Annotated in this window: 19 protein-coding genes; 9 read left to right on the top strand and 10 right to left on the bottom strand. The window is 67.8% G+C overall.

Translation table 11 applies throughout. From position 1 onward, the window contains the following. The first annotated feature begins 14 nt into the window (after positions 1-14). Together NI26_RS02660 and NI26_RS02655 are read left to right on the top strand one after the other, a co-directional pair. The gene (locus NI26_RS02660) at positions 15-683 is read left to right on the top strand and encodes a hypothetical protein (RefSeq protein ID WP_066652105.1); all 669 of its coding nucleotides are present in this window, start codon (positions 15-17) and stop codon (positions 681-683) included. A 48-nt stretch (positions 684-731) separates the two neighbouring features. Continuing rightward, positions 732-1,463, top strand: a complete 732-nt coding sequence (locus NI26_RS02655; protein WP_081984614.1) for an SOS response-associated peptidase — start codon at positions 732-734, stop codon at positions 1,461-1,463. A gap of 152 nt (positions 1,464-1,615) precedes the next feature. On the opposite strand, the gene NI26_RS02650 is transcribed toward NI26_RS02655, so the two are convergent. The 3 genes from NI26_RS02650 to NI26_RS02640 form a co-directional block, all read right to left on the bottom strand. Next, positions 1,616-7,174 carry an Ig-like domain-containing protein gene (locus NI26_RS02650; protein ID WP_081984612.1) on the bottom strand — a complete coding sequence of 1,853 codons (5,559 nt, stop codon included), beginning with the start codon at positions 7,172-7,174 and terminating at the stop codon, positions 1,616-1,618. Positions 7,175-7,442: 268 nt separating this feature from the next. Further along, entirely contained in the window at positions 7,443-7,772 is a 330-nt protein-coding gene (locus tag NI26_RS02645; RefSeq protein WP_144411225.1) for a hypothetical protein, read from the bottom strand. Positions 7,773-7,885: 113 nt separating this feature from the next. Further along, positions 7,886-8,212, bottom strand: a complete 327-nt coding sequence (locus NI26_RS02640; protein WP_066652101.1) for a hypothetical protein — start codon at positions 8,210-8,212, stop codon at positions 7,886-7,888. Positions 8,213-8,483: 271 nt separating this feature from the next. On the opposite strand from NI26_RS02640, the gene NI26_RS16085 reads away from it, so the two are divergent. Then, on the top strand, positions 8,484-9,374 hold the full coding sequence (locus tag NI26_RS16085) for a VanZ family protein (RefSeq protein WP_144411224.1): 891 nt from the start codon (positions 8,484-8,486) through the stop codon (positions 9,372-9,374). A gap of 52 nt (positions 9,375-9,426) precedes the next feature. Next, positions 9,427-9,555 (top strand): hypothetical protein, encoded by a 129-nt coding sequence (locus NI26_RS17260; RefSeq protein ID WP_268746769.1) that lies wholly within the window; start codon positions 9,427-9,429, stop codon positions 9,553-9,555. Between the two features lie 94 nt (positions 9,556-9,649). Here NI26_RS17260 and NI26_RS02630 read toward each other — a convergent pair whose 3' ends face one another. Both NI26_RS02630 and NI26_RS02625 read right to left on the bottom strand, forming a co-directional pair. Then, positions 9,650-10,207 (bottom strand): hypothetical protein, encoded by a 558-nt coding sequence (locus NI26_RS02630; protein ID WP_066652095.1) that lies wholly within the window; start codon positions 10,205-10,207, stop codon positions 9,650-9,652. Between the two features lie 439 nt (positions 10,208-10,646). Further along, positions 10,647-12,467: a DUF4012 domain-containing protein gene (locus tag NI26_RS02625; RefSeq protein ID WP_144411223.1), complete on the bottom strand. Its 1,821-nt coding sequence runs from the start codon at positions 12,465-12,467 to the stop codon at positions 10,647-10,649. Positions 12,468-12,611: 144 nt separating this feature from the next. Here NI26_RS02625 and NI26_RS02620 point away from each other — a divergent pair, with 144 nt between their 5' ends. From NI26_RS02620 to NI26_RS02605, 4 genes are read left to right on the top strand one after another with little or no spacing between them, the layout of a single operon-like run. After that, a complete protein-coding gene (locus NI26_RS02620) occupies positions 12,612-13,706 on the top strand; it encodes a glycosyltransferase (RefSeq protein ID WP_200884128.1) in 1,095 nt (364 codons plus the stop codon). After that, on the top strand, positions 13,703-14,770 hold the full coding sequence (locus NI26_RS02615; protein ID WP_066652089.1) for a glycosyltransferase: 1,068 nt from the start codon (positions 13,703-13,705) through the stop codon (positions 14,768-14,770). Before NI26_RS02620 ends, NI26_RS02615 begins: the two co-directional genes overlap by 4 nt. Next, positions 14,767-15,642: a glycosyltransferase gene (locus NI26_RS02610; protein WP_066652087.1), complete on the top strand. Its 876-nt coding sequence runs from the start codon at positions 14,767-14,769 to the stop codon at positions 15,640-15,642. Before NI26_RS02615 ends, NI26_RS02610 begins: the two co-directional genes overlap by 4 nt. After that, entirely contained in the window at positions 15,639-16,589 is a 951-nt protein-coding gene (locus NI26_RS02605; protein WP_144411222.1) for a glycosyltransferase family protein, read from the top strand. Before NI26_RS02610 ends, NI26_RS02605 begins: the two co-directional genes overlap by 4 nt. Before the next feature lie 164 nt (positions 16,590-16,753). Here the strand turns inward: NI26_RS02605 and NI26_RS02600 are convergent, their stop codons facing one another. Continuing rightward, positions 16,754-18,175 (bottom strand): O-antigen ligase family protein, encoded by a 1,422-nt coding sequence (locus tag NI26_RS02600; protein WP_066652083.1) that lies wholly within the window; start codon positions 18,173-18,175, stop codon positions 16,754-16,756. Between the two features lie 84 nt (positions 18,176-18,259). On the opposite strand from NI26_RS02600, the gene NI26_RS02595 reads away from it, so the two are divergent. Continuing rightward, on the top strand, positions 18,260-19,333 hold the full coding sequence (locus NI26_RS02595) for an acyltransferase family protein (protein WP_066652081.1): 1,074 nt from the start codon (positions 18,260-18,262) through the stop codon (positions 19,331-19,333). Between the two features lie 179 nt (positions 19,334-19,512). Here NI26_RS02595 and NI26_RS02590 read toward each other — a convergent pair whose 3' ends face one another. Genes NI26_RS02590 through NI26_RS02575 form a run of 4 tightly spaced genes read right to left on the bottom strand, consistent with a single transcriptional unit; the run spans position 19,513 to position 24,609 of the window. Then, positions 19,513-20,514, bottom strand: a complete 1,002-nt coding sequence (locus NI26_RS02590; protein ID WP_066652079.1) for a glycosyltransferase family 4 protein — start codon at positions 20,512-20,514, stop codon at positions 19,513-19,515. 20 nt (positions 20,515-20,534) lie between these two features. Next, the gene (locus NI26_RS02585) at positions 20,535-21,599 is read right to left on the bottom strand and encodes a polysaccharide pyruvyl transferase family protein (protein ID WP_235426697.1); all 1,065 of its coding nucleotides are present in this window, start codon (positions 21,597-21,599) and stop codon (positions 20,535-20,537) included. A 5-nt stretch (positions 21,600-21,604) separates the two neighbouring features. Continuing rightward, positions 21,605-23,134 (bottom strand): lipopolysaccharide biosynthesis protein, encoded by a 1,530-nt coding sequence (locus tag NI26_RS02580; RefSeq protein ID WP_066652075.1) that lies wholly within the window; start codon positions 23,132-23,134, stop codon positions 21,605-21,607. Beyond that, positions 23,134-24,609, bottom strand: coding sequence for a sugar transferase (locus NI26_RS02575; protein ID WP_066652073.1), 1,476 nt, complete (start codon positions 24,607-24,609; stop codon positions 23,134-23,136). The genes NI26_RS02580 and NI26_RS02575 overlap by 1 nt, the downstream gene beginning before the upstream one ends.

The following is a 24,609-nucleotide window of genomic DNA, read 5'->3' as shown; positions in this document are numbered from 1 at the left end:
CGTAGAAGGGTTCCGTGTACCGGCTCGGATGGCAGGTGTTGCGCGGGCGCCTCTGGGAGGTCGTCGACCCGGCGCGGGCCCGTCGCGCCCTGTGGTCGGCGGGAGCCGTCGCCGCGGTCGCCCTCGTCGTGTTCGTCGCGACGGAGTGGACGTGGGCCTGGGTGGGCCCCGGTGTCCTCCGCCCGGTCGCCGCGATCACCTTCGCGACGCTCGGAGTCCTCGCGGTGGCGTTCTCGTGCTTCCCGACGGCTCGCGAGATCGGTCCCGAGCTCCGGATCAACGGGCGACAGGTGCGACCCGACTGGCAGCTGTCCGTGCGGTGGTCGGTGCAGCCCTACATCGGCCGGCGAGCGCGGCCGATCGCGCCCGAGGACCGCGAGGCCGTCCTGATGGACGTGCCGCTGTTGCAGCGTGGACTGGTGCGACGGCTCTCGCGGCTCGGGCCGCTCCTGGTGGGGGCGGCCTCCGGCGGGATCACGGCGCTCGTCTCCGGACAGGTCGAGGTCTTCGTGGTCCTGTGGCCCTTCGTGTACCTCTTCACGCTCCCGGACATGGTGGCGCGGCTCGGACTCGCCGAACGTGCCCGTCTCGCGGCGCTCGAGACGGCACCGCCCATGCCGGGGCACCGTCCGCTCTGGCGCCGGCACCCGCACGGGTCGAAGGTCCGCCTGCCCGGCGAGTGACGGCTGCGCGCCCGCACCACTGTCGGCCCCGGCGGGCACACTGGGCGCATGTGTGGAAGGTTCGTCGTCTCCGACACCACGGCCGATCTGCTGCCCGAGCTCGTGGGTGAGCTCGCGGCGCGCACCGAGCACGTCGACGAGGACACCGGCGAGGTGCACGCCGGCCTCGCCCCGAGCTGGAACGTCGCGCCGACCGACCCCGTGTACGCCGTCCGGCAGCGCCACGGGCAGCGCCAGCTCCCGCAGATCAGCTGGGGCTTCGTGCCGTGCTGGGCGAAGGACTTCCGGAAGCAGCGGCCGAAGCCGATCAACGCCCGCATCGAGACGGTCGCGACGAGCGGCATGTTCAAGCGGGCCTTCGCGACGAACCGGTGCATCGTCCCCGCGCTCGGGTACTACGAGTGGGTCGTGCGCGAGGACGGCAAGGAGCCCCACTTCGTGCACGAGCCCGACGGCGCACTGGCGATGGCGGGCATCGTGAGCGCCTGGCCGGACCCGACGAAGCCCGAGGACGACCCGGACAAGTGGCGGCTGTCGCTCGCGATCATCACCCGCGACGCACACGTCGCGCCCGGCGAGGTCCACGACCGGATGCCGGCGTTCCTCACCCCGGACGGCTACGACGACTGGCTCGACGGCGACCTCGGCTCCGACGACCTGCTCGCGCTGCTCGACCACGAGTCGCTCGCGGTCGCGGCCGGGCTCGAGCAGTACGAGGTCTCCCGCGCGGTGAACAGCGTGCGGAACGACGGCCCGCAGCTCATCGCACCCATCGGGTGAGCGCTGCGCACCACGGGCCCGTCCGCTGACCCCCGAGGGCACGGCGACCCGACGTCGGGTCGTGACCACGGACGACGGACGGGAGGCCCGGATCACGTGCGCCTGTCGGCTGACGTGATCCGGGCCTCCCGTCCGGTGGTGGGGTGCGGTCGTCAGGACCCGCTGCGGCGGCGCGTCCCCGTCACGACGGCGGTCCCGTCACCTCGGCGGCGGACCACCAGGAACGCCCCGGCCAGGACCATCGCGACCGCGGCCAGGCCGAGTCCGACGAGTCCCGTGGTGCCGGTGAAGGCGAGCTTCGCGATGTGCGCGACCGCCGCGATCCCGGTCGGGTAGGACACCTCGATGGTCGCGCGGACCAGCTGCGCGGCACTGTCCAGCACCGTGTAGTCGATCGAGGTGCGCGCTGCCCAGCCGTGCTCGGGGGTGAACACGACCTGCCCGCGGTCGACCTGCCAGGTGCCCATGCCCTGCACGACGACCCGGTCGGTCGGTGCGCCGGTGGCCGGGTCGACCAGGTGCAGCGTGGTCGCCACGAAGTGCGCTCCGCCACTGGCGTGGTCGTTGTCGATCGGGCGGATGGTGACCGGGTGGCCCACGGCACCGACACCCGAGTCGTCCGTGGCGGTGGCGGCCGCGACGACCGTCATGACCGCGGTGGCCGTCGTCGTCTGCCCGGAGACGTCGGTCACCGTGTAGGTGAACCGGTCCGTGCCGGTGAAGCCGTCCGCGGCCTCGTACAGGTACGAGCCGTCGCGCTGCACCGAGACGGTGCCGTGCGCGGGCTTCCGGTCGAGTGCGACGGTCAGGCCGGTCCCCCGGTCGTTGCCGAGCAGGCCGTGCCGGGCGTCACGGGCGACCGGGGTGCCCGCGACGGTCCGTGCGCTGTCGTCGACGGCGTCGATCCCGACGGTGATCCACACGGTGGCGTCCGCGGCCTGGCCCTCCAGGTCGTGGTCGCGGTACGTGACCGAGTCCACACCCGAGAAGCCCTGGTCCGGCGTGTAGACGAACGTCCCTGCGCCGGCGATGCGGACCGTGCCGTGCCGAGCCGTCCCCGCGGACACGACCCGCAGGGCCGAGCCGTGGTCGTTGCCGAGCACGCCCGGGTCGACCGCGGTCACCGGGGTGCCGGCGGCGGTGCTGGTGCGGTCGTCGGTCGCGACCGGGGTGACGGTGATCGTCACGAGGCCGGTCGATGTCGAGCCCTCGGCGTCCACCGCGGTGTACGTGAAGGTGTCGGTGCCCGAGAAGCCGGCAGCCGGCGTGTACACGTACGAGCCGTCCTTGCGGAGCTCGACCGTGCCGTGCTCCGGCTGCCGGTCGATCTTCGCCCAGAGCCCCGCGCCGGAGTCGTCGGTCAGGACGCCCGAGGCCGCGGACACCCGCAGCGTGCCGTTCGTGGTGGTGGTGCCGTGGTCGGCCGTCGCGACGTTGCCGACCAGGACCGTGACCGTGGCGGTCGCGGTCTGCCCGGAGGCGTCGGTCACCGTGTAGGTGAACGTGTCCGTGCCGGACCAGCCCGTCGTCGGCGTGTAGACGAGCGAGCCGTCCGCCGCGGTGGTCACCGTGCCGTGACGCGGAGCCGTGTGGTCCGTGACCGTCAGCCCGGTGCCGTGGTCGTTCCCGGTCAGCACGGTCCCGCCGAGCGCGAGCGGGGTGCCGGAGGTGGTCTGCAGCACGTCGTCGGTCGCGGTGGGTGCAACGGTGACGCGCACCGTGGCGGTCGCGGTCGAGCCGGCGGCATCGGTCACCGTGTAGGTGACCGTGTCGGTGCCCGAGAACCCGTCGGCGGGCGTGTAGGTCACGCCGGTGTCGCGGGCGGCCGTGCCGTCGGTGCCGGTCGTGTCGGAGATCCGGACGGTGCCGTTCGCAGCCGTGCCGATGCCGGTCACCCGGAGCGCGGTGCCCTTGTCGTTCTCGATCACGGCGACGTCGACCGGGGTCCCCGTCGTGGTCGTCGCGGTGTCGTCGACGGCCTTCGGTGCGACGGTGATCGTGACGGTGCCGGTCGTGGTGTTCCCGGAGCCGTCGGTGATCGTCACGTCGAAGGTGTCCTTGCCGGAGTACCCCGGTTCGGGCGTGTACGTGTACGAGCCGTCCTTCCCGACCTCGACGGTGCCGTGACCCGGGTCCGTGTTGTCGGTGACGGTCAGGCCGGTGCCGGTCGCGCCCTCGAGCACGCCCTCGTCCGCGGGCACCACGAGGGTGCCGTCGGCGGTGGCGTCGGCGTCGGTCGCGGCGACCACGGGCGTGATGGTCACCGTGACGGTGCCCGCGGCCTGCTCGTCGTTCGCGCCGGTGACCCCGTACGGGAAGGTCGCCGTGCCCGAGGTGCCCGGAGCCGGGGTGTACGTGACGGTGCCGTCGGCGTTCAGCACGACGGTGCCGGCGCTGGGCTGCCCGACCGACGTGACGGTGAGGCCGGAACCGTGGTCGTTGCCGGTCAGGTCACCCGAGGTCACCGTGACGGGCTGGTCGGCAGCGGTGCGGATCCGGTCGTCCTCGGTGCGGGGCGTGACGGTGATGGTCACGAGCCCGGTGCTCTTCTCGTCGGTGTCGGACGCGTCCTTCGCCGTGTAGGTGAAGCGGTCCGAGCCCGACCAGTCCGCGGTCGGCGTGTACGTGTAGGAGCCGTCGGCGGCGAGGTCGACCGTGCCGTGCAGCGGCTGCTCGTCGATCGTCGCGGTCAGCCCGGTGCCGTGGTCGTTCGCCAGGACGCCCTCCGCCACGGGGACGGTCAGCGTGGTGGACGCCGGGACGGTCGCGGAGTCAGCGGTGGCCTGCGGTCCGACCACGACGACGACCCAGGTGGAGTCGGTGCGGCCCGAGGCGTCACGGACGTCGTACCAGAACGAGCCGGTACCCGAGAAGCCGTCGGCAGGGGTGAACACGGCATTGCCGTCCGCGTCGAGCACGACCGTGCCGTTCGAGGCCTTGCCCACGCCGATGACGGTGAGCCCGGTACCGGAGTCGTTGCTCGTCATGGCCGTCGCCGCGACGGTGACCGGGGTGCCGGCCGTCGTCGAGGTGGTGTCCGGGCGGGCGGTCGGCGAGACCGCGATCGTCACGGTCGCCGGCTGCGACGTCCGGCCGGAGCCGTCGGACACCGTGTAGGAGAGGGTGTCGGTGCCGGACCAGTCACGGGCCGGGGTGTACTCGACGGCCCCGTCCCCGTTCACGACCGCGGTGCCGTGGGCCGGAGCCGTGGCGATCCTCGGCGTGAGGTCGGTACCGGTGTCGTTCGCCGCCACGTCGATCGCTACGGGATCGTTCGCCGTCGTCGCCGCGCGGTCGTCGGCCGCGACGGGCACGACCACCACGGTGACGGAGCCGCTGACGACCGTGCCGGCGCTGTCGGTGGCCTGGTAGGTGAACGTGTCGGTGCCGGAGAACCCGGTCGCGGGCACGTAGGTGTAGGTGCCGTCGGGTGCCAGCGTCAGCGAACCGTGCGTCGGCTCGGTGTTCGAGCGGATCGTCAGGCCGGTGCCGCGGTCGTTGCCGAGGATGCCGTCGGCGCGGGTCGTCGCCGTGGCGGTGCCGCCTGCGGGCAGCGTGATCGTGTCGTCGACCGCCGCGGGGCGCACGAGGACGGTCACGGTGACGGTGTCGGACTTCCCGTTGCCGTCGGTGACCGTGTAGTCGAAGGTGTCGTCACCGGAGTAGCCGTCGGCCGGGGTGTACGTGTACGAGCCGTCCTTGCCGACGGTGACCGTGCCGTGTGCGGGCTGGGTCGACCCGGTGACGGTCAGGCCGGTGCCCTGGTCGTTGCCGAGCAGGCCCGGGGCACCGACGGTGGTCGGTCCGCCGGCGGTCACGGTGATCGCGTCGGCGCCGGCCGCGGGCAGCACCGTCACGGTGACGGTCGCCGTCGTGGTGGTGCCGTTGCCGTCGGTCGCCGTGTAGGCGAAGGAGTCGGTGCCCGAGAAGCCGCGGGCCGGGGTGTACCGGTAGGACCCATCCTCCCCGAGCTCGAGGGTGCCGTGCGTCGGGTCGGTGTGGCGCGTGATGGTCAGGTCGCTGCCGCCGTCGTTGGCCAGGAGGCCCGTGGTTGCGTCCGCCGTGACGGTCCCGCCGGCGCGCACCGAGAAGGCGTCGTCGGCGCCGCTGGGCGAGACGGTGACCGTGACCGTGCTCGTCGACGTGCGGCCGGAACCGTCCGCCGCGGTGTACGTGAACTGGTCGGTGCCGGAGAAGCCCTTCGCCGGGGTGTAGGTGAAGCTCCCGTCCGCCGAGGTCGTCACGGTGCCGTGTGCCGGGGCGCCCGCGGACTGCAGGGTCAGGCCCGTCCCGGAGTCGTTGCCGAGCACACCGGCAGCGGCGACCTCCAGCTTCGTCCCGACCGGGGTGCTGTAGGCGTCGGGCTTCGTCGCGACGTGCGCGAGCTTGAGCGTGTTGGTGAACGTGACGACGACGTCGGTGCCGTCGGCGGTGGTCGCCTGTGGGAACCGGAACGCCGCCGTGCCGCCGGTACCGCTCGCGACGGTGCGCTTCGTCGACAGGTCGACGGCCTGCCACGTCGTGTCGTAGTCCGCGGGGTCGGTCGTGCCGGCGGGCTGCTGCGTGACCGTGTAGTCCTTGTCCGGCGTGGTCAGCAGGGCACCGGCGGTCTTCGGCTGGACACCGGTCGCGGTGCCGCTCGTCGTGCCCGAGGCACCGGGCGTGGTGGCCTGGATGCCCTGACCGGCGATGGACAGCGCGAACTGGTCGGTGTCCTTCCAGCGGTCGTCGACGGAGGCCTGTCCGGTCAGGGTGTCGGCGTAGTTGCAGGTGGCGAGGTCGGTCGCGCCGAAGTCGCCGGTGATCGCGAAGCGACGCTGCTCGGCACCCGACGTCGGGTCGAGCTGGAACACCGTCGTCGTCTTGACACCGTTGGTCGCGGTCGCGGACGAGGAGACGTAGAGGTACCCGTCGGACGAGAAGGCGATTCCGGGGCTGTTCGTGCCGTTCGGCAGCGTCCCGATCTCGGTCGTCGACAGGTTGCGGCCGCCCGACGGCATCGCCGTCGTCGGCAGCTCGGTGGTGTCGACGCGGTAGACCTTGTGCGCGGCCACGACGAACATGAGCCCGCGCGAGCTGAACGCGAAGTCACCGTTGACGCCGGTGCCGCCGGTCGAGTTCGTCGTCGTCATGCCGGTCAGGGTGCCGACCTGGCCGAGCAGCTTGCCGGCTGTCGGGTCGTACGCCCAGATCCGGGTCGCGTCGCCGTAGTAGTAGATGCCGGTGACCGGGTTGACCGCGCCGCGGATCACGGTGTGCACCCCGTCGGTCGGGATGGTCGCGAGGACCTGCCCGGTCTTCGGGTCGTACTGCTTGATGGTCGCGGTGCCGCCGTTGGCGGCGCCGAACATCGAGACGCCCTCGCGCGAGATGCCCAGGCCGTTGTTGCCCTCGGCCCCGAGCTCGGTGACGGGGACGTTCTTCCCGGCCTCGGTCGTGGGGGTGATGTCGACCGCGATGACCTTGCCCGTGCCGTCCACGGCGTAGAGCGTGTTCTGGTTGCAGACGAGGCGACCGTTGTCGAGCGCTGAGACCGCAGCCGACGCCGGCTCGGCCGCGACGACCGCGGTGGTGGCGGACACACCGGCGCCGACGAGCAGCGCGGCTCCGAGCATGGCGACGAGACGTCGGCCGGGGCGTCGGGAGGGCAGGGGGCGACGACCTGCAGGGTCGTCACCGGGCACACGGGTGCCCTGGTGCACAGGCAGCATGAGTCACTTTCGGGTCGAGACGATGCCGACGCCGAGCTGTCGTGACGGTCCGTGCAGAGGGACGGTCGCTGGCGTCGTCCCGATCCTGGCAGGACACTGAGTGCACCAGGGGTCAACACCGGTCCCCAGTGTGGGGGACCCTCCTCGAACTGGGGGTGCATGCTGGCCGCCCCGCGACGACGGTCGCGGCGGGCGCACGACGACGGGAGGCCCGGGTCACGTCCGGCGTGTGGCGGAGGTGACCCGGGTCTCCCGGTCGGATCGTTGCTCAGTCGAGCGTGCGGCGCACGTCCGGCAGCAGCTGGTGGACCCGCTCGGCGAGGCGGTCCTGCGCCTCGTGCAGCGAGCGGAAGTCGCCGACGTACTGACCGAAGGTGTCGGACACGAAGAAGTGTGCGCCCTGCTGGTCGATCACGCCGCCGTAGTAGCCGCCGTAGTTCGCCGCCCAGAGCCCCGCGTCGGCCTCGGACCAGACGACGTGCGCCCGGGCCGGTGCATCGGGGGACACGACGCCGGCAGCGATGCCGGTGATGACCTCGATGGTCGCCGTGTCCACGGTCACCTCGGCCTGCTGGCTGTTGGCGACGCTGGTGCTCATGGTGGTGCTCCTCGTGCTGCTGTGGTGCTGGACGGTGCTGGTGGTTCGGGTCGTGCTGGTGGTACGGGTCTGGCTGGTGGTGCTGGCCGCGAGGGCCGGATGGTCGTCGGGCACTACGCGACCGGACGGATCACGGCCGGCAGCATCACGTGGAGCTGGTCCGAGAGCTTCGTCTGGGCCTCTTCGAGCGTGGCGAAGTCGCCGACGACGAGTCCGAAGGTGTCCGAGGCCACGTAGCGGCCGTCGCGCTTGTCGACGCTGCCGCCGAAGTAGCCGCCGTAGTTGGCGATCCACTCGCCGTCGTCCTCCTGCGTCCACGTGGTCTTGGCACGTGCTGCGCGGCCGGAGTGCTCTGCCTCGGCCTCGAGGATCGCGATGACGTCGACCGTGTCGGTGTCGAGGGTGACCTCGCGGGTGTCGGTGGTGACGGTGGTGCTCATGTCGCTCTCCTTCGCGATCCGGGGTACATCAGGTGATGGTGCAACCGTACGAGAACGTCCCCCGGCGACGCCAGCGATGCCCGTCCATTCACGGGTTTCGTGCATACGGATCGGGGTACAGCCCCGGATTTCCGGGGTCGGGGGACGCGGGAACGGGGTACAGGTGCGCGATCGGGGTACTCGTTCCGTGGATGAACTGCTTCCTGCGGGTTCCCGAGGTCCCCTCGCGTCCATCCCGGACGGGAGGCGCGGCCCACTAGCGTCGTTCCCGATGAGCACCAGGACGAGGACCACGATCGTGCGCAGCGGGATGGTGGCTGCGGTCGTGCTCGTGGGCGCGGTCCTGCTGGTGCCCGGCGTCGCGGACCGGGTCCGGTCCGCGCTGCTCCACCTCGTGGGCGCGCTGCGCGCGCTCGGGCACGGCACCCTGACGCTCGGTGACGGGTTCGTGGCCGCGATCGCGGTGACCCTGGTGACCGCCCTGCTGCCGGTGCTGCTGGCGGGGGCGAGCCGGGCCTCCCGGCCGGCCGGGGTGGCGAGACGCGCCCTGGTGAGCGCCGTCGTCGTGCTGGCGGCCGCCGTCGTCGTGGCGGCACAGTCCTCCACCCCGGGCGAGCGGTTCCGGTCCGTCGTGCTCGCGGGCCTCGTCGGGGTCGCGGTCGGGGCGCTGCTCGACGCGGCCTGGCACGCACGACACCGCGCCGCGCACGCGTCGGGGCGCACGAAGCGGGTGGCGTGGACGCTCGCGGCCGCCTACGCGCTCCTGGTGGTCCTCGTGGCGACGGCGGGCTCCCCCGTCGACCGAGGGATCCACCCGTGGCTGACGCGGGCGATCGCCGCGGGGCACCGGCTCGGCGCTCCGCAGTGGCTCGACTACGGATCGGTCGAGTTCACCGCGAACGTGCTCTTCTTCGTGCCGTTCGGATTCTTCGTGCTGCTGCTCTTCGGCGCGCGCGCGTGGTGGGTCGGCATGCTCGGCGGATTCTTGGCGAGCTGCGCGATCGAGACGGTGCAGGCGCTGTTCCTGCCGGCGCGGTTCGCGTCGGTGGACGACGTGCTGTCGAACACCTCCGGAGCGGTGCTCGGGGTCCTGCTGGGGATCGTGGTGCTGGGGCGGGCCCGCGTGAGCGCGGCTCGCGGACAGTCGCGGGCCGCAGTGTGACGATCTGACGACGGACGAACCGCTCGGCCCGTGCGCGGCCTACGGTCAGCGCATGGACCCGAACCCCGATCGGAAGCACCATCGCCCCTACCGCCGGCCGTCGACCTTCCCCTGGTGGCTGTGGATCGTCGCGCCGCTCGTCGTGATCGCCGTCGTGGCGATCGCCCTGGTCGTCACCTGATCCGTCCGACCTGACCCGTCCTCGTTCCTCCATCGACGACAGCACGAAGCCCCCGGCACCGAGGTGCCGGGGGCTTCGTTCAGTTCAGCTGTGCTCAGGCGGCGTCGTGCTGACGACGGACCGACTTGCGGGCGACCAGGAGGCCACCACCGAGAACGATGGCGCCGCCGGCAGCCCAGAGGCCGAGCGTCGAGATGGTGCCACCGGTGAAGGCGAGCTGGCCGGGGGTGCCGGAGTTGCCGTTCGAACCGACCGTGACGGCGGTGTCGCCGGGGGCGACGGTGAACGAGGCGAGGCCGACGACGCCCGAGGTGGCGCCCGTGGCGGTCAGGTTGTAGGTACCCGAAGCACCGGCCGGGAAGGTGACCTTGACGACGAGCGCGCCGGTCGGCGAAGCCGTGTAGGCCTTCGAGACCGTCGTGGTCGGCAGCGCACCGAGGGTCACGGCGCCGGCGCCGGTCACCTGGACGTTGACGGTCTCGCCGTTCTGGAATGCACCGTCGGTGAAGCTGACGTTGGCGGTGCCGCCCGCGACGTAGCTGCCCGAGACGGAGACGCTCGAGTCCGGCGCGTAGCCGGCAGCGTTCGCCGCGGTCGGGATGGCGATGAACGCTGCGCCCGCGAGGACGGCAGCTGCGATGAGCTTCTTCATGAAGTGTTTCCCCTAAGAATCTGATCCTGCAGACCCTGACACCCAGAGCCCGTGGCACTCCCCCCAAACGCAAGCCGTGAAGGAGCAAGCGGTCGCTATGGCGAAGTTCCCTCAATCTAGCGGGAATCCTCAGGTTGTTGCCACCAGATCCGAAACTTTTTCGAGATCGAGCCGATCCCGGTGCGCATCAGGGACACCTCTGCATCGCTCGACACCCCGTCAGGAGGCGTCCCTCCCCGGCGAAAAACCCAGTTGAGAGGCCATTGCGGGTACTACCTCCGACAGCGCCGGGCCGCGCGCAGTCCCACCTGGGACCGGCTGAGCCGGGTGCTCAGGAAAGTCCAGACCCCCCACTCTGGGGACAGCTCGAATCGCGCTACGCGGCTCGACACGCCGTCGCCTCCGGTCCGTGGACGAGGCGCGGACGTATGGTTCGCGCTCAGCTCGCGGGGATCGGGTCCTTGCACTCGAACCGCAGGGGCTCGACCTTGCCCTGCTCGACGCCCGGCGTCGAGATCGCCTCGACACCGGCGTTCGCGAACTTCGCGTCCCCGAGGTACGCGACCCGGAACGTCGTGCTCTCCCCCGGTCCGAGCAGTGTCTGCAGCTGCGCGACCGGGTGCCCACCGTCCGTCGCCGTCTGCACGCCGACCTGCTTGCCGTCCTGCGTCGAGCCGAGGTAGATGGCGTTCTCCGGCGCGTAGACCGCGAGGAGCGTCTTGATCTTCCCGGGCTCGGTACCGAAGATGCCACCGCCCGTGACGTACTCGGGGAGACTCGTTGCGGCGTCGGCCGGTGCGGTGTTCTTCAGGGTGACCTCGACCACGGAGGTCGGACGGCCGTCCTGCCGGCAGACCGACGATCCGACCGACACGGACTTGTCGAGGTAGTAGTCCATCTTCGCGGCGGTGCCGTCGTTCAGGTAGACGCCGAACTGCCGGGTCTCTCGAGACGCGGTGGGAAGCTCGCCGGCCAGCGGCGTCCCGTCGAGCCGCCGCTGCTCGTCCTCCGACGCGCTCCACAGACGGAGGCGCCCCTCGTCGGTCCCCTGGGTCAGCGCTCCGATGAACCGCTTCGCGTCGAAGCCACCGCTCGACACCTTGTCGAAGACCGCGCTCGCGGCTGAGGCGAAGAAGACGTCCTGGACCGCGGGATCCGGGTACTTGGCGTAGACGTCGCTCAGCAGCAGTTGGACAGCGTTGTCCGAGGTGAGGGTCTCACCGGTCGCCAGCTGCACCGGCCCCGTCGCCCGGAGCATGTAGCTCAGCGTCACCGGGTCCATCGCGAGGACTCCGTCGACCTCCTGCCCGAACTTCTGCTTCCACATCTCACGGGCGAGCTGCGCAGTGACATCGAAGCGTGGTGTGAGGTTGACGTCCTGCATGTACCTGCCGGTGATGTCCCCGTACAGGCTGGCCGTGTCTGACTCGAGCGGAAGCACCGGCTGCTCGTAGGGGCCGAAGGACGAACCCGCGGCCTGGTTCTCGAGCTTGATCGACCCGTCCTGCACCTTGAGCAGCGCGACGGCACCCGGGATGCCCCCGCCTGCTCGGAGCTCCGCGTTGTTCTGGAACAGGAGCACGTAGTTGCGTTCGCCGTCCCGAGCGAGCATCGCCGGTGCGAGCTGCACGACGCGGTTGGCCGTGTCGACCTGCGTCGACGCGGACTGCACGGCGTTCCGCAGCTGGTTGACCGCAGACGTCACCGGCGAGAGCGTGCCGCTCGTGTCGATCGCTTGCGCATCGCGGTCGGCCTTCGTCAGCGTCTCGGCCGCCTGCGCGACCGCCGGCTGCGCGGTGACGAGTGGATCGAGGTCGACCTTGCCGTCCTTCGGCGCGAACGAGTCGACGCCGAGCCCACCGACGACGCCGGCGACGGGACTCACCGCACCGTCGGCCACATCGTCGACGACCACGGCGACCTCGCGCACAGCACGCAGGTTCGTCCCGAAGAACGGGACGTACTGGGCTGCGCCCCACACCGCGTCCCCGGTGAGCGACCGGGCCGCGGACGCCTCGTCCTCCAGGCGCTTCGCGGTCTGCTGCGCCGCACTCGTGTCCGCGTCCGTCAACTGCGACCGCAGCGTGCTGACGTCAGAGACCGCCCGTTCGAGATGCCCCTTGGCGAGCACACCGCGCACCCCCACCCAGACGGCGGCGAGGATCAGCAGGAGGACGACGGCCAGGACGGTCCACAAGACGACGCGGGCCCTGGACCCCCGGCTCCCTGCAGCGCGTCGCGACTCGGGCTGGTCGGACATGCGGCTCAGTCTAAGGGTGAGGATTCGTTCGACGTCGCAGCCAGACCAGCCGCGTCCAGAGCATCGATGATGAGGGTCACTTCGTATTGCCCTCTACGATGAAAGTCCTTGCACCCAAGAGCGGAGCGATCTGTGCGTCGATCTGTGGCCATCATCGGCACACGCGGTTATCCGAGCTACTACGGCGGATTCGAGACAGCCGTGCGTCGCCTCGCGCCTTACCTGGTCGAAGCCGGCTGGGACGTCACCGTCTACGGGCGGCGAGGGTCGGTCACCGAGACTGACCCGTCGGCGCATCCAGACGTCCGGAGCAAGTACACATGGGGCCTCAACTCGAAGTCCCTCAGCACGCTCTCCTTCGGCGCGACTGCGTCCGCTTCGGCTCTCGTCAACAAGCCCGATGTGGCCCTGATCATGAACGTCGCAAATGGCTTCTTCTTGCCGGCGTTACGGGCGCGGGGCATCCCTTCGCTGCTCAACGTCGACGGTATCGAGTGGGACCGCGCCAAGTGGAACCGAGTCGCCAAAGCGGTCTTCCGCTCAGGCGCAGCGATGTCTGCCCGCTGGGCGGATGAACTCGTCTTCGACGCTCGGGCCATCGGCGACCGCTGGAGAAGGGACTTCGGGGTGGGCGGCACGTTCATCCCGTACGGCGGTGACACGCACGAAGCCCTCGACGTGGAGGACGGTCTGCAGCACCGGGGGTACGTGCTCTACGTCGCACGCTTCGTTCCGGAGAACAGCGTCAACGAGTTCTTCTCCGCGGCCCGGCAGCTCGAAGGCCGCTGGCCTGTCGTCATCGTGGGTAGTGACGGTTTCAACGGCCATCTGGATGAAGCAGCTCGACAGCTGAGCGCAAACTCCGAGAACGTGCACTGGCTCGGCCACGTCAACAACGACGACAAGCTGCGCTCGCTCTGGCAGCACGCAGGCGCGTACTTCCATGGCCACAGCGTCGGTGGGACGAACCCAGCGCTCGTGCAGGCGATGGCGAGCGGTGCCCCCACGGTGGCCCGGGATACGCCGTACAACCGAGAGACACTCGGCGAGACAGGAATCTTCGTCGAGGCGACAACGGATGCAATCGTCAGAGGAGTCGAGACGATGATGCAGGCGCCAGAGCAGGATCAGTTCGGACGAGCAGCCAGAGATCGTGCGGTGCAGGACTATTCGTGGGACGGAGTGTGCGCTGCTTACGAGCTCGCACTGAGCAGGTTGATGGACGAGAAGCGACGATGACGGCAGGCGGTCGTTCTGTCCGCATCTACCCTGAGCTCAGGGCTGCGCAGGTGGAGCGACACGAGCAGCTGGTGCCAGCAGAAGGTTGGTACTTCAAGACGAACTACGACATCACCGGCGAGGTTGCTCCGGCTTTCGTTCCGATGTCGACCCTCAAGGCCCTTCTGACACTGGCCTTCGCGGAGGTTGAGACGCTTGAAGTACCCGAGCTTCTCTGGGCTCGCGAACTTCCGCGCACGCTCGCGCTGCTGGTGGTTCACAAGTTGACATCGCGGCGATCGGCCAGACGTGTCTTCTATGCCATCGAGAACAACGATCCTGAGACTGCCCTGCTCGGCACACGCAAAGTTCCGAGGTGGATCTCCGCTCCTCTGCGCGGAGCCCTCGGACTCTCCGCTCGTTGGTTGATCGATGCCGTCGTCTACGGGTCAGAAGGGTCCCGTCGGGCGTACCAGAGCTTGCCGCTCGTCCGGGGGATGCACTCCACTCTGATCGAGGAACTTCCTGGACGGCCGACCGGACCTGCGCTGCCCGAAGACCGGCGCGGCGCGGTCTTCGTGGGTGCGCTCGAGACACGCAAGGGGGTTCCCGCACTGATGAAGGCTTGGGAAATGATCGAAACGGGTCACGCGGATCGGCAGATCCGGATCATCGGGAACGGGGAGCTCGTCTCAGAGGTCCGCACCTGGTCGGACAAGAACCCAGCGCAACGAATATTCCTCGGACAACTTCCACACGATCAGGTTCACGACATCCTCACCCAGAGCTCCGTGCTCGCGGCCCCGTCCCTCCGAGAAGGCCGCTGGCGCGAACAGATCGGGCTGCCGATCAAGGAAGCGCTGCGGGCCGGAGTGACGGTGGTGAGCACCCCGGACACGGGCCTAGCAGACTGGCTCGTCACGAACGGTCATCACGTGGAGCAGATCGACGCTCTCGCGGGTGCCCTTGCCGCAGCCCTCGATGCGCCGCTGCATCCGGCCGAAGTGATCCGGGCGCTACCGCAGTTCGATGGCCGTGTTGCAGCGGACCATTGGCTGCGGCGAAGCACCGAGGCGGCATCATGACGACGAAGAAGGTCCTCGGAGCAATCGTCGTTCATCACCGCAGCTACGAAACAATCGAGAAAGTACTGTCCGACCTGGTGCACGAGGGGGTGGCGCCAGAGAACATCGTCGTTGTCGACAACAGCGATCAAGACGATTCCGAAGACCGACTCAGGACGCTCCTGCCGGGTTCAACCCGACTGCTCAGCGTGGCAAATCACGGATACGGTGCCGCTGTGAACGCCGGTGTGCGAGAGCTCCAGGCGCACGCAACGTACGATCTCCTCCTCGTCGCAACGCACGAGGTTGAGATTGCCGACGGTTCTGTAGGCGCCCTCGTCGACGCGGTTCGCTCTGCACCGAACATCGGTGCCGCCGGTCCGACCCTCATCAGCAGGGTGGACGGCGCGGACAAGGTGTGGTCGACCGGTGGACGGTTCACACGGTGGGCGAGAGTACCGCGGCACCACGATCATCGAGCGGACGTCCACGCGGTGCAGCAGTCGGGGTCACCAACTCGTCGAGAGTGGCTCGACGGCGCGTTCGTCCTCTACAGAGCGCAGCTGCTGTCAGAACTTCGGGTCAACGAAGTCTTCTTCATGTACGTCGAAGAGGTTGACCTCCACCTTCGGATAGCTCGAGCCGGTTTCGAGGTCGTTTGGGTTCCTGAGGCAAGGGTTCGCCAGAGCTCGAACGGCACGCCCATGTTGTACTTCGGACGGAACCTCGCGCTTCTGCACCGTCTCAACGGCGAATCTCGACGCCTGGTACTACTGCCGTTCGTCGCCTTGAGAATGGCGCTACCTCTTGTGGTTCGGAGGAGATCCTTGCGACCTGTCATCGACGTGGTGAAGGGAATCGTTCGAGGTCTGACCGAGAGGATGACCCGTTGACGCGGCGCACACTGGTGATCAACCCTCTCGGTGGTGCACTTCTCCACTACCGTTCGGAACTCGTCAGCGTCCTGCGGGAATCGCTGCAGGACCCGCTGGTCCTCGAGTTCGAGGAACCATCGGTGAGCCATGAGTCTCGCTACCGCTGGGTGAGCAGGTACATCAAATCCCTGATGATCGCTCGTTCCCGGCAACGCCGGGCGCCCGGAAGTACCGCGATCATCACCTGGCCGGTGCTCGGCTACCTGGACCTTCTGCTGACGGCGGTTGTCCTTCCCAACTCCTGGCTGACCGTGCATGATCCCGTACCGCTGGTCCGTGCAGTCGGGTACGGCAAGCTGGCTCGTTCCGCAGCACGCACCCTGGGTCGCCACGCGAAGATCATCGTCCTGAGCCATCAAGCATCGGACGAAGTGCGGCGGGCGCTCCCTCGTGCAACGATCCGCGTGCTTCCCCATCCGATCCTCGAACCGGACCTGCAGCGACAGCGCCCGGAGCACACGGTCATACGGGTCCTCGGGCAGTACAAGGCGGACCGAGATACCGATCTCCTGCGATCGATCGCTGCGGAACATCCCGCGTCACGGTGCACGATCACGGGTCGAGGCTGGCCGAAGGTGGCCGGCTGGGAGGTCGACGACCGCTTCGTTCCGGAAGCAGAACTCGACGACCTCATCCGTTCAGCCTCGGTCGTGCTCATCCCGTACCGCCGCTTCTTCCAGAGCGGCGTCGCGGTTCGGTGTCTCGAGACCGGGACGCCGTTTGTCGGCCCCTCAGACAGTTCATTGTCTGATCTACTTTCCGAGAGGCTCGATTTGCTGGCGGAGTCGTCATCCGCTGACTGGATCCGCGCCATCCGCGCAGCGCTCGGTGTATCCGAACACGAAATGACCTCGATATCCGCCCAGGCAAGAGGGCGCGCCGCGCACGAATGGGCAGCGATGTAGCTACTTCACCGGCGGGCGCTTGCGCCCTGATCAGAACGCTCGACCCGCACGACGACCGGTCGCCCCGGCAGACAGGTTGGACCACAGCAATCTCAGTTGTTGCGACGATGCAGCACGATGAACGCTCCGCAGCGTGGTCCGCACCTTGTGAACGGCGTATCGAATCAGCGTGTCGCAAGCACCGGAAGCGTTTCGACAACTGGCTCGTTCCGGGAGTTCCTGTCCGTCGAAGCCGCGAGTGCGCCGAGAAGACCGCCGAACAGCACAGCGGAGTTTGTGCTCAAAGCAACCGGGGCGACGATCGATACCGCGAGCATGGCGACGAAGGCAGTCGCAAGCGCGAAGGTCGAAGTCGAGGCGCACTTTGCCGCGCGCAGCAGGGGGCTCGCGAAACTAGCGACGAGTAGTAGAACGCTCACCGCTCCGCCCTTGACTGCGACCCATCCGTAGAAGTTGTGGGCGAAGTACGGCGCATAGTCCACGAGGAAGCTTGCGGTGCCCGTGGACGGCTTGTAGGCATACCCGAAACCGTGGCCAATGAACGGTGACGAGAGGAATCCCTGCATCAGGAACGAGTTCTCCCGAGCACGGAACTGAACGGACGGGTCGGTGGACTGAACTGTCGAAGTGAGCCCGCCGATGACTCGATCGCTGTAGCTGTGTACCTGCGTATTGACGAAGTCACCGCCAGGGAGCGTTGAGAGCACGGGTCCCAACAAGACGAGGAGCCCGAAGACCGAAAGAGCCGTGATGACGATGAGGGAACCGCGCACGAAGGAGCCGACGCTTCGACTAGCGACGACTGCGAAGAGGATGGCAACCGCAACAGCAAGGATCGAGTTGCGCGAGAAGCTGAGCACTGTGATCAGGAGTGCCGGCGCACTGAGCATCCACGAGTCAACGATCCGGATACGTCCCGCGACGGAGAGCGCTACGACGGCGCACAGGACTGCGAGAGCCGGGAAGGTCGCCTCGGTGAGAAGACGCGTCGCTGCCGCGCTGTTACCCGACACCAAGGTCAGTGAAGCGTCCTCTGTACGACCGCCAACCTCGAGGCCCGTCGTCGCTCCCGCGAGGGTGACCGCGGCCGATATCCAGAGCACCCATCCGAGCACCTTGAAGCATTGATGCCCGAGAGGCGTCCCGAAGATGCGGGACGCGATCATGGCGGCGGCAACGCACTCAAGTAGAGGGCGCACGTCGTAGAGGATCTTCGACACCGCGTTCTGTTGCGCGAAACCAACGAGCAGTGCGACAGCGATGGATGCTGCGAACGCAAGAACGATCAGGTTCGATCTACGGGTACTTGGGTACTGCGTCAAGGAGTAGACAAGAGCGACGAGGAGGAACGGCTCGTGCGCGTGCAGCGTGGCGCCGGCCAGTTCGAACGTCGTAGGCAACGCCGCTGGGAGCGCGATACTCGACAGTATCAATGCCAGGTAGATCGACCAGGTCGGCCGCATGAGCAAGAGCAGAACGACGCCCACTGCGAGCAGAGGAACCAGGGCCAGGGGCGACTGCACGATCGCGTAGGCCGCGAGAAGCGTCGCGACCACGCTCCCCGCCGGGATGATGATTCTCTGCACAGCGCTGACCCTACCGGCAGTGACTACCTCTCAACACCCCCGTGGGATCCTCTAGGCTACCGTTGAACCGACGGAAGGGGCCCGGTGGCCGTCGAACATGCTCGCCCGGCGCGTGAGAACGCTCTCGACTTCCTCCGTCTCTTCGCAGCCTCAGTCGTGGTACTCGCCCATGCGCAGGCTGACTTCCGCACAAGCTTCCTCTGGAACGCATCGCAACTCTTCGACGGTGTCGGCATGTTCTTCATCATGAGCGGCATGCTCGTCTACAGATCGGGCGAAACCACGTGGATCCGAACGGGGCGCTGGCGCGATTTCTTCTGGAATCGCTACTTGCGGGTCGCACCGGGCATATACGCGTTCGCTGTCGTCGCCCCACTCGTCCTACTTGCTGCCGGAGCGATTGCGCTCGCCGATCTTCTCAGCTATCCGATCGTTGTGTGGCTCGGTAGCAGCCTACTTCTGTTGCCGAACTACGATCCGCCAATTTGGGAGAACGTCGGAACCGGCGTGATCAACGGCCAGCTGTACACCATCCCTGCCGAGGTCAGTTTCTACCTGGTCGTACCAGTTCTCGTGATGGCCGCTCAACGTTTCGGCTTCCCGAAGATGCTGGCGGTTTTCATCTTGGGAACACTGATCGTGAACAGTCTCGTCGGTTTGGCTGGAACGACGGCCGAAGCCGTCATCCACCACACCTTCGTAGAGCGGGCCGGCTTCTTCGCTGCGGGCATGTTCTGGGCGAAGTATCGAGACAGGATTCCCGCTCGATGGTGGCTGTTTGCCTTGAGCTGCCTTGTGTACCTGCCCGTCAAGCTCCTCGCTCTGAATACTGATGCGCTTGGACCTCTGTCGCCGTTCCTGATCGCCGTACCGCTGAGCTACATGGTCGTGTTCTTCGGTTACCACGGCCCACGATGGCTCGGAAGGATCACCACCTGGATAGGGGATCTCAGCTACAGCACCTACATCTGGCACGTACTGGTGATCAACCTGCTCCTTTGGTCCGGAGTGGTTACATCTTGGTGGCTCGTCCCGTTGGCGCTCGTCATTACCTGGGGGATCGCCTGGCTCTCGTGGAGGACTGTCGAGAAGCCAGCGCTCAGGCTCAAGCGACTCTCCAGCCGCGACGTCACAGTCGCGCCGGGCGCAACACCTTGAGGGCAAAGCGAGACCGTCCGAGCTGAGTCGAGTGATGAGAACTTGCCCTCGATAGCCCTCTGCACGCGTCGGCAGCACGGCCAGCCGCGCAAGACCGACCGTCACCTCCAGTACCAAGAAGATGGTGAAGGAGCGATCAAGCGGAGCGCCCCCAACCGACGTCTCCTCCGGCATTGACTTCAGATGGTCATTGCGAACGCAGCGATGTCGTCTGACATCCGCGCCGAGGTGAAGTGCTCCTCCACCCGCTCACGTGCTCGACGCCCCATGGTCGCCGCAGCCGCGTGGTCGTCGAGCAGGCCGATGATGTGGCGGGCCATTGCCTCGTGGTCCCCGGGTTGCACCAGGAAACCAGTGCTGCCGTGCGCGACGTAGTCGTCGATGCCGGCTGTGGAGGTGATCACCACTGGTCGGCCGACCGCCATCGCCTCGAGCGACACGGTCATCCCTGATGCATGCAGGTTCGGCCTGGTGGCGATTGCTACGACGCTTGCACGACCGTAGGCGGCTCGCAGCTCAGAGTGAGTGAGGTACGGAACGATCTTCACGCCGTCAGGGGGCGTAAGAGCCGTCCGCGACTGCACGAGGACATCGATGTCCGGTCGGGTGCGTCGTACGATCTCAATGGCTTTGAGGAGTGTCGCCGGGTCCCGGTCCCGGTCGCCCCCTGCGCTGAACAGCATGGGCCGTTGCGGGAACTGCTGTTCTGCCCAGAAATCTGGGTCCACGCCGAACCGGAGGTAGCGAACAGGCGGGCCGCCCGGCCCGAGCCAGCGTGAAACGACGTCGACTTGCGGACGACTCAAGGCCCAGACGAGGTGTGCACGACGAAGCGCACGACGGATGAGGAAGCGCTTGACCTTCGCGCTGAGCGACGAGTCTGTGTCAGTTGCCCAGATCACGCCCGTCAACACTTTGCCTGTCGGCGATTCCTGCAGCATCCGGAGCGCGACGTCCTCTTCCCAGCTCAGCTGGACAGACCCGCCATCGACGGGTCCACTCCGTCTGAGGAAGAGCGATCGGAGCAACTTCGTCGGAGCGAGTGCCCCGACCTCCCGAGCCTTCGCAGTCGGGAAGTGCTTGGTCAATCCATCCAGGCCGTAGGGCCACCGGTCCGGCACCTCGCCTTGCTGATGCCGCCGTTCCCAGGTCGAGACGTCTCGCCCCTCGGCGAAGTGCACGCTGACGTCCGGACTTGTTGTCACGCTCGACCTCGCTTTGCCCGCTCGGGCGTGCTCTTGCGGGCCTGGAGCCAAGCAGCAGCATCGCTCTCATCGTCGATGAACAAGAACTCTCCAAGATCCTTGGTACTGGCTTCGATCACACCCGCGATCTTTCCGTACGAGTTGTCCGCAACGACGTGGGGTTTGCCGAGCAGCAATGCGAGTACATGGGCGTGCAGTCGGTCTGTCGCGACCAGCGCGCGTGCGTTGAACAGCCGTTGCCCGTCACGAAGGTTCAGGCGATTGAGGGCAGCGTAGGACAGCTTCATCAACACGTAGTAACTGCGAGACGATCCGAGTCCGGGGAACTTCCGCGCCAGTCCGAGCGGCATCCGGCTCACCTGCCAGAGGGCCTTGTCGAGGCTGCGTAGGCCCCAATCAGCGACCTCGTCTTGCGGTCCGAGCGCTGCTCGGACCGCCGGTAGGATCCCTGCTCCCCGCTCGTGGTCCCGGCGTGCAAGAACCAGGATGCCCTGCCTGCGAGCGGACGTCTCGGTCGAGGGCTGCCAGCCGAGGGCCGCATCGTGGCAGAACGACGTCTGCACGTCAGGCAGTAATGCCCGAGCTCGTTCGTACGAGCGCCGATCACGTACCAGCAAGTGAAAGTCGGGGTGCTGCGCGAAGATCTCGTTGGCGCGCGCAGCAGCCGCTTCATCCTGAAACTCGATCGATTGCGGGAGTTGTACGATCTTCCGCTTCGGGAACCTCTGAACTACCTGCTCACGGAAGATCTGGAACTGTGGCCACAGGTCTCCGAAATTACCGCCGCCGTGCAGCAGGATCGGTCCCTCCGGGACGAGCTTCTCCAGGAGCGCGGGTGAGAATCGCTGAACGTCGGAGCTGTAGTGCACACGGACACCGATTGCTCGCAGGTGGTCGAGTTCACCGCGCCAGATCATCGCATCGCCCACGTTCTGGTGGTTCGGGAAGTCGAGCAGTGCCACTTCGCGATGCGTACCGAGGAGCGAGGCGAAGACGTCTCGCGTCTCCTCCCGCAGCTGGTCCATCGTGCGCGGAACGCTCCTACCGATCCGGTCGATCATCTCGCTCACAGTTCAAGCCTTCCCATCGTGATGAAACTCCGCCACGGCACACGGTTCTTCATCGACACCGCGACGACTCCACTTCCGAACAAGAAAGCGGCCGCCACGAGGAAATCAGAGGCGGCGAGCCCCGCGAACCAGTTCGCGAGGATGAGACTGACTGAAGCTGCCGCCACACTTCCGCCGAGCATCAGGAGGAACACCGGTACGGCGACGCTGCGCGTCCAGGTTCGAAGCGAGAACTCCAGGACACGAGAGGCCCGGGTGAGGTAGACGGGCTCGACGAGGGCGAGCGGCAGCGTGAGGCCGAGAGCAACGCCCGGCAGCCCGAGGAGGTGCCCGAACAGCAGGGAACCGATGACGGTCAGCACCATCCACACGAGTTGCGGCACGAAGAACACGCCGGGGAATCCTGCTGCGTCCGCCGCGGGTATGAGCGGGAGATGAACCGCGTTGACCAGCAAGCCTGCGAGCAGCACGACCATGGTCAAAGCGATGGCCTCTACCGGTACGCCCGCTCCCAACCACACGCGGACGAGGTCGCGCGATGCGATCATCAGCACCGCACAACCGATCGCGCTGACCGAAAGCGTCACGAAAGAGATCGCAAGGAGCGCGGTGCGCGCTTGATCTCGTGAGATCACATTGAGCCGGCTGAGCGCCGGGCGGAACGGATCGTTCGCCCAGCCGATCAGCTGCCGCACACTCGTGTACACACGGAACGCGGCGTTGTAGTACGTCACGTCCTGCGGCCGGAGCGTCACTCCTGCTGCAATGGTCCCCGCTTGCAGGAGGAGCGCGCCGACAGCGTTCACCGCGAAGGCTCGCGTGCTGTAGGACAACATGTAGCGCAGGGTTGCTCTCGGGAAGCCCGCCCACCGCATCCGCGCAAGTCGTCGCCGAGACACGATGTACCACGACAGCAGAACAGGAACCAGCACCGCCACTGCTTCGGCCATGGCAACGAAGACGATGTCGCGGAACACGAAGCAGGCGACGAGAGTCAACATGACCCTGACCAGCACTCCGACCGTCTGATTCCTCCGTTCGACGGGCAGAAGACCCGCGCCGTTCAGAGCGGAGCCGAAGGGCTTGAGCAGCAGTGCCACGAGCATGGCGGTACCGGCTACCAGTAGCCAGACCGTCTCCTGAGGGGACAGAACGGCCTGCACCTTGGTGGACCAGAGGTACAGAGTTGCAATGGCTGCGAACGCCGGTGCGACCACGACCATCGCGAGCGCGTTCCAGATGAGGCCCGCCTGGAGGAACTCGCCCAGGGACCGCTGCTCGCCGCCGGCGCGTGCTCGTGACCCGAAGTGAACGATCGCGGTTCCTACACCGAGATCGGAGTAGTTGAGGTACTGCGCCACCGCGGAGACGACCAGCCAGACGCCGTAGTGCTCAGCTGAGACCGTCGCGATGATGATCGGTAGCAGAAGGATCCCCGCGAGCAGTCCGGCCATCCCAGCGCCGGCACTGCTCAAAACCCCCGCGAGGCCCCTGTGACCGCGGGACTGATCCGCGGAGTGACCCATCAGTACGCTCCGTCGCTACCCACGACCGCGCGTAGGGTCTTCCAGAGGATCACGAGGTCCCCCACGATGGCCCAGTTCTCCACGTAGTACAGATCGAGACGCACCGAGTCCTCCCATGACAGGTCAGATCGTCCGCTGACCTGCCACAGGCCGGTCATCCCTGGCTTCACCAAGAAGCGTCGGTGTACGTGCACGTCGTACCGCTCGACCTCTCGGGCGAGAGGGGGCCGCGGTCCGACCAACGACATGCTCCCGACCAGGACGTTGAACAACTGCGGAACCTCGTCGAGGCTGTAGCGCCGCATGAAGGCACCGACGCGCGTGACGCGCGGATCGTTCTTCATCTTGAACAGGACCGTGTTGCCCTCGGCGCGGTCGAGCGCGCTCAGCTCCTGCAGGCGCTGCTCCGCGTCGACGACCATCGACCGAAACTTGATCATGTGGAACGTCGAACCGTTCAGGCCGACGCGCTCCTGCAGGAAGAACACCGGCCCGGCGGAGGTCACCTTGACGAGCAGCGCGAGCACGAGCAGGACCGGGGAGAGCACGATGATGAGCGCCGCCGATCCGATCAGGTCGAACGCCCGCTTGGTGTAGAGCTTCCGGCCCGAGTAGGTCGGGGTCTCGACGTGGATGAGCGGGAGGCCCTGGACCGGGCGGGTGTGGATCCGCGGGCCACCGATGTCGGTCAGGCTCGGCGCGACGACCAGGTGCTGCCGTCCGGGCTCGAGCGACCAGCTCAGCTGGCGGACCCGCTCCGGGGGCAGGTCGTCTGAGCTCGTGATGACGACGGTGTCCGCTCCGGTCGCCGCCAGGGCTGCCGTGACCTCGTCGATGCCGCCGTGGCTCTCGACGGTGGAGCCTGGCAGCAGACCCCGCGTGCCGTCGGACACGGCCGCGCCGACCACGCGGTAGCCGGCTTCGGGCGTTCGGGCGAGCTCCCGTGCGATGTGCAGCACGCTCGCCGTCGAACCGACGAGCAGGACCCGCGCGGAGTACCCGCCGTGCTTGCGCTCGGCGACGAGCCACTGGCGCCACATCCAGCGCGAGAGCAGCAGCACGAGGATGCCGACGGGGAACGCGATGAGCACGTAGCCGCGGGCCAGGTCGACGCGCAGCAGGTAGGCGGCGATCGCGATCAGCCCGAACACCCGGACGCTCGAGTCCGCGACCAGCCGGTACTCGGTGCTCCCGACGCCGATGACGCGGTCACCACGGGTGTCGTAGAGCGCCAGGCCGATCATCCAGACGGCGATGACGACGACGGAGATGCCGAAGTAGCTCAGGCGCAGGTCCGCCGTGTTCGTCATCAGGTTCGAGTCGAACCCGAGCCAGGCGATCTGCACGCCGAAGACGACCCAGATCAGCGCCAGCAGGTCGGTGACGAGCACGCGACGCGAGTACGTGCGGCTCCACTCGCGGGTGCTCCCCGTCGAGACGGGCCGGTGAACGGCCTCGGCCGTCACTGCCACCAC

It is taken from the genome of Curtobacterium sp. MR_MD2014, assembly GCF_000772085.1.
GTDB lineage: Bacteria > Actinomycetota > Actinomycetes > Actinomycetales > Microbacteriaceae > Curtobacterium.
The sequence above is the reverse complement of the archived record's forward strand: the minus strand, read 5'-3'. Positions and strand labels throughout refer to the sequence as shown.

What these genes read in the sequence shown, in the direction of transcription:
- NI26_RS02655 (WP_081984614.1), top strand. Translation starts at nt 732, where the DNA reads ATGTGTGGAAGGTTCGTCGTCTCCGACACCACGGCCGATCTGCTGCCC.
- NI26_RS02650 (WP_081984612.1), bottom strand. Translation starts at nt 7,174, where the DNA reads ATGCTGCCTGTGCACCAGGGCACCCGTGTGCCCGGTGACGACCCTGCA.
- NI26_RS02645 (WP_144411225.1), bottom strand. Translation starts at nt 7,772, where the DNA reads ATGAGCACCAGCGTCGCCAACAGCCAGCAGGCCGAGGTGACCGTGGAC.
- NI26_RS02640 (WP_066652101.1), bottom strand. Translation starts at nt 8,212, where the DNA reads ATGAGCACCACCGTCACCACCGACACCCGCGAGGTCACCCTCGACACC.
- NI26_RS16085 (WP_144411224.1), top strand. Translation starts at nt 8,484, where the DNA reads ATGAGCACCAGGACGAGGACCACGATCGTGCGCAGCGGGATGGTGGCT.
- NI26_RS17260 (WP_268746769.1), top strand. Translation starts at nt 9,427, where the DNA reads ATGGACCCGAACCCCGATCGGAAGCACCATCGCCCCTACCGCCGGCCG.
- NI26_RS02630 (WP_066652095.1), bottom strand. Translation starts at nt 10,207, where the DNA reads ATGAAGAAGCTCATCGCAGCTGCCGTCCTCGCGGGCGCAGCGTTCATC.
- NI26_RS02625 (WP_144411223.1), bottom strand. Translation starts at nt 12,467, where the DNA reads ATGTCCGACCAGCCCGAGTCGCGACGCGCTGCAGGGAGCCGGGGGTCC.
- NI26_RS02615 (WP_066652089.1), top strand. Translation starts at nt 13,703, where the DNA reads ATGACGGCAGGCGGTCGTTCTGTCCGCATCTACCCTGAGCTCAGGGCT.
- NI26_RS02610 (WP_066652087.1), top strand. Translation starts at nt 14,767, where the DNA reads ATGACGACGAAGAAGGTCCTCGGAGCAATCGTCGTTCATCACCGCAGC.
- NI26_RS02585 (WP_235426697.1), bottom strand. Translation starts at nt 21,599, where the DNA reads ATGATCGACCGGATCGGTAGGAGCGTTCCGCGCACGATGGACCAGCTG.
- NI26_RS02580 (WP_066652075.1), bottom strand. Translation starts at nt 23,134, where the DNA reads ATGGGTCACTCCGCGGATCAGTCCCGCGGTCACAGGGGCCTCGCGGGG.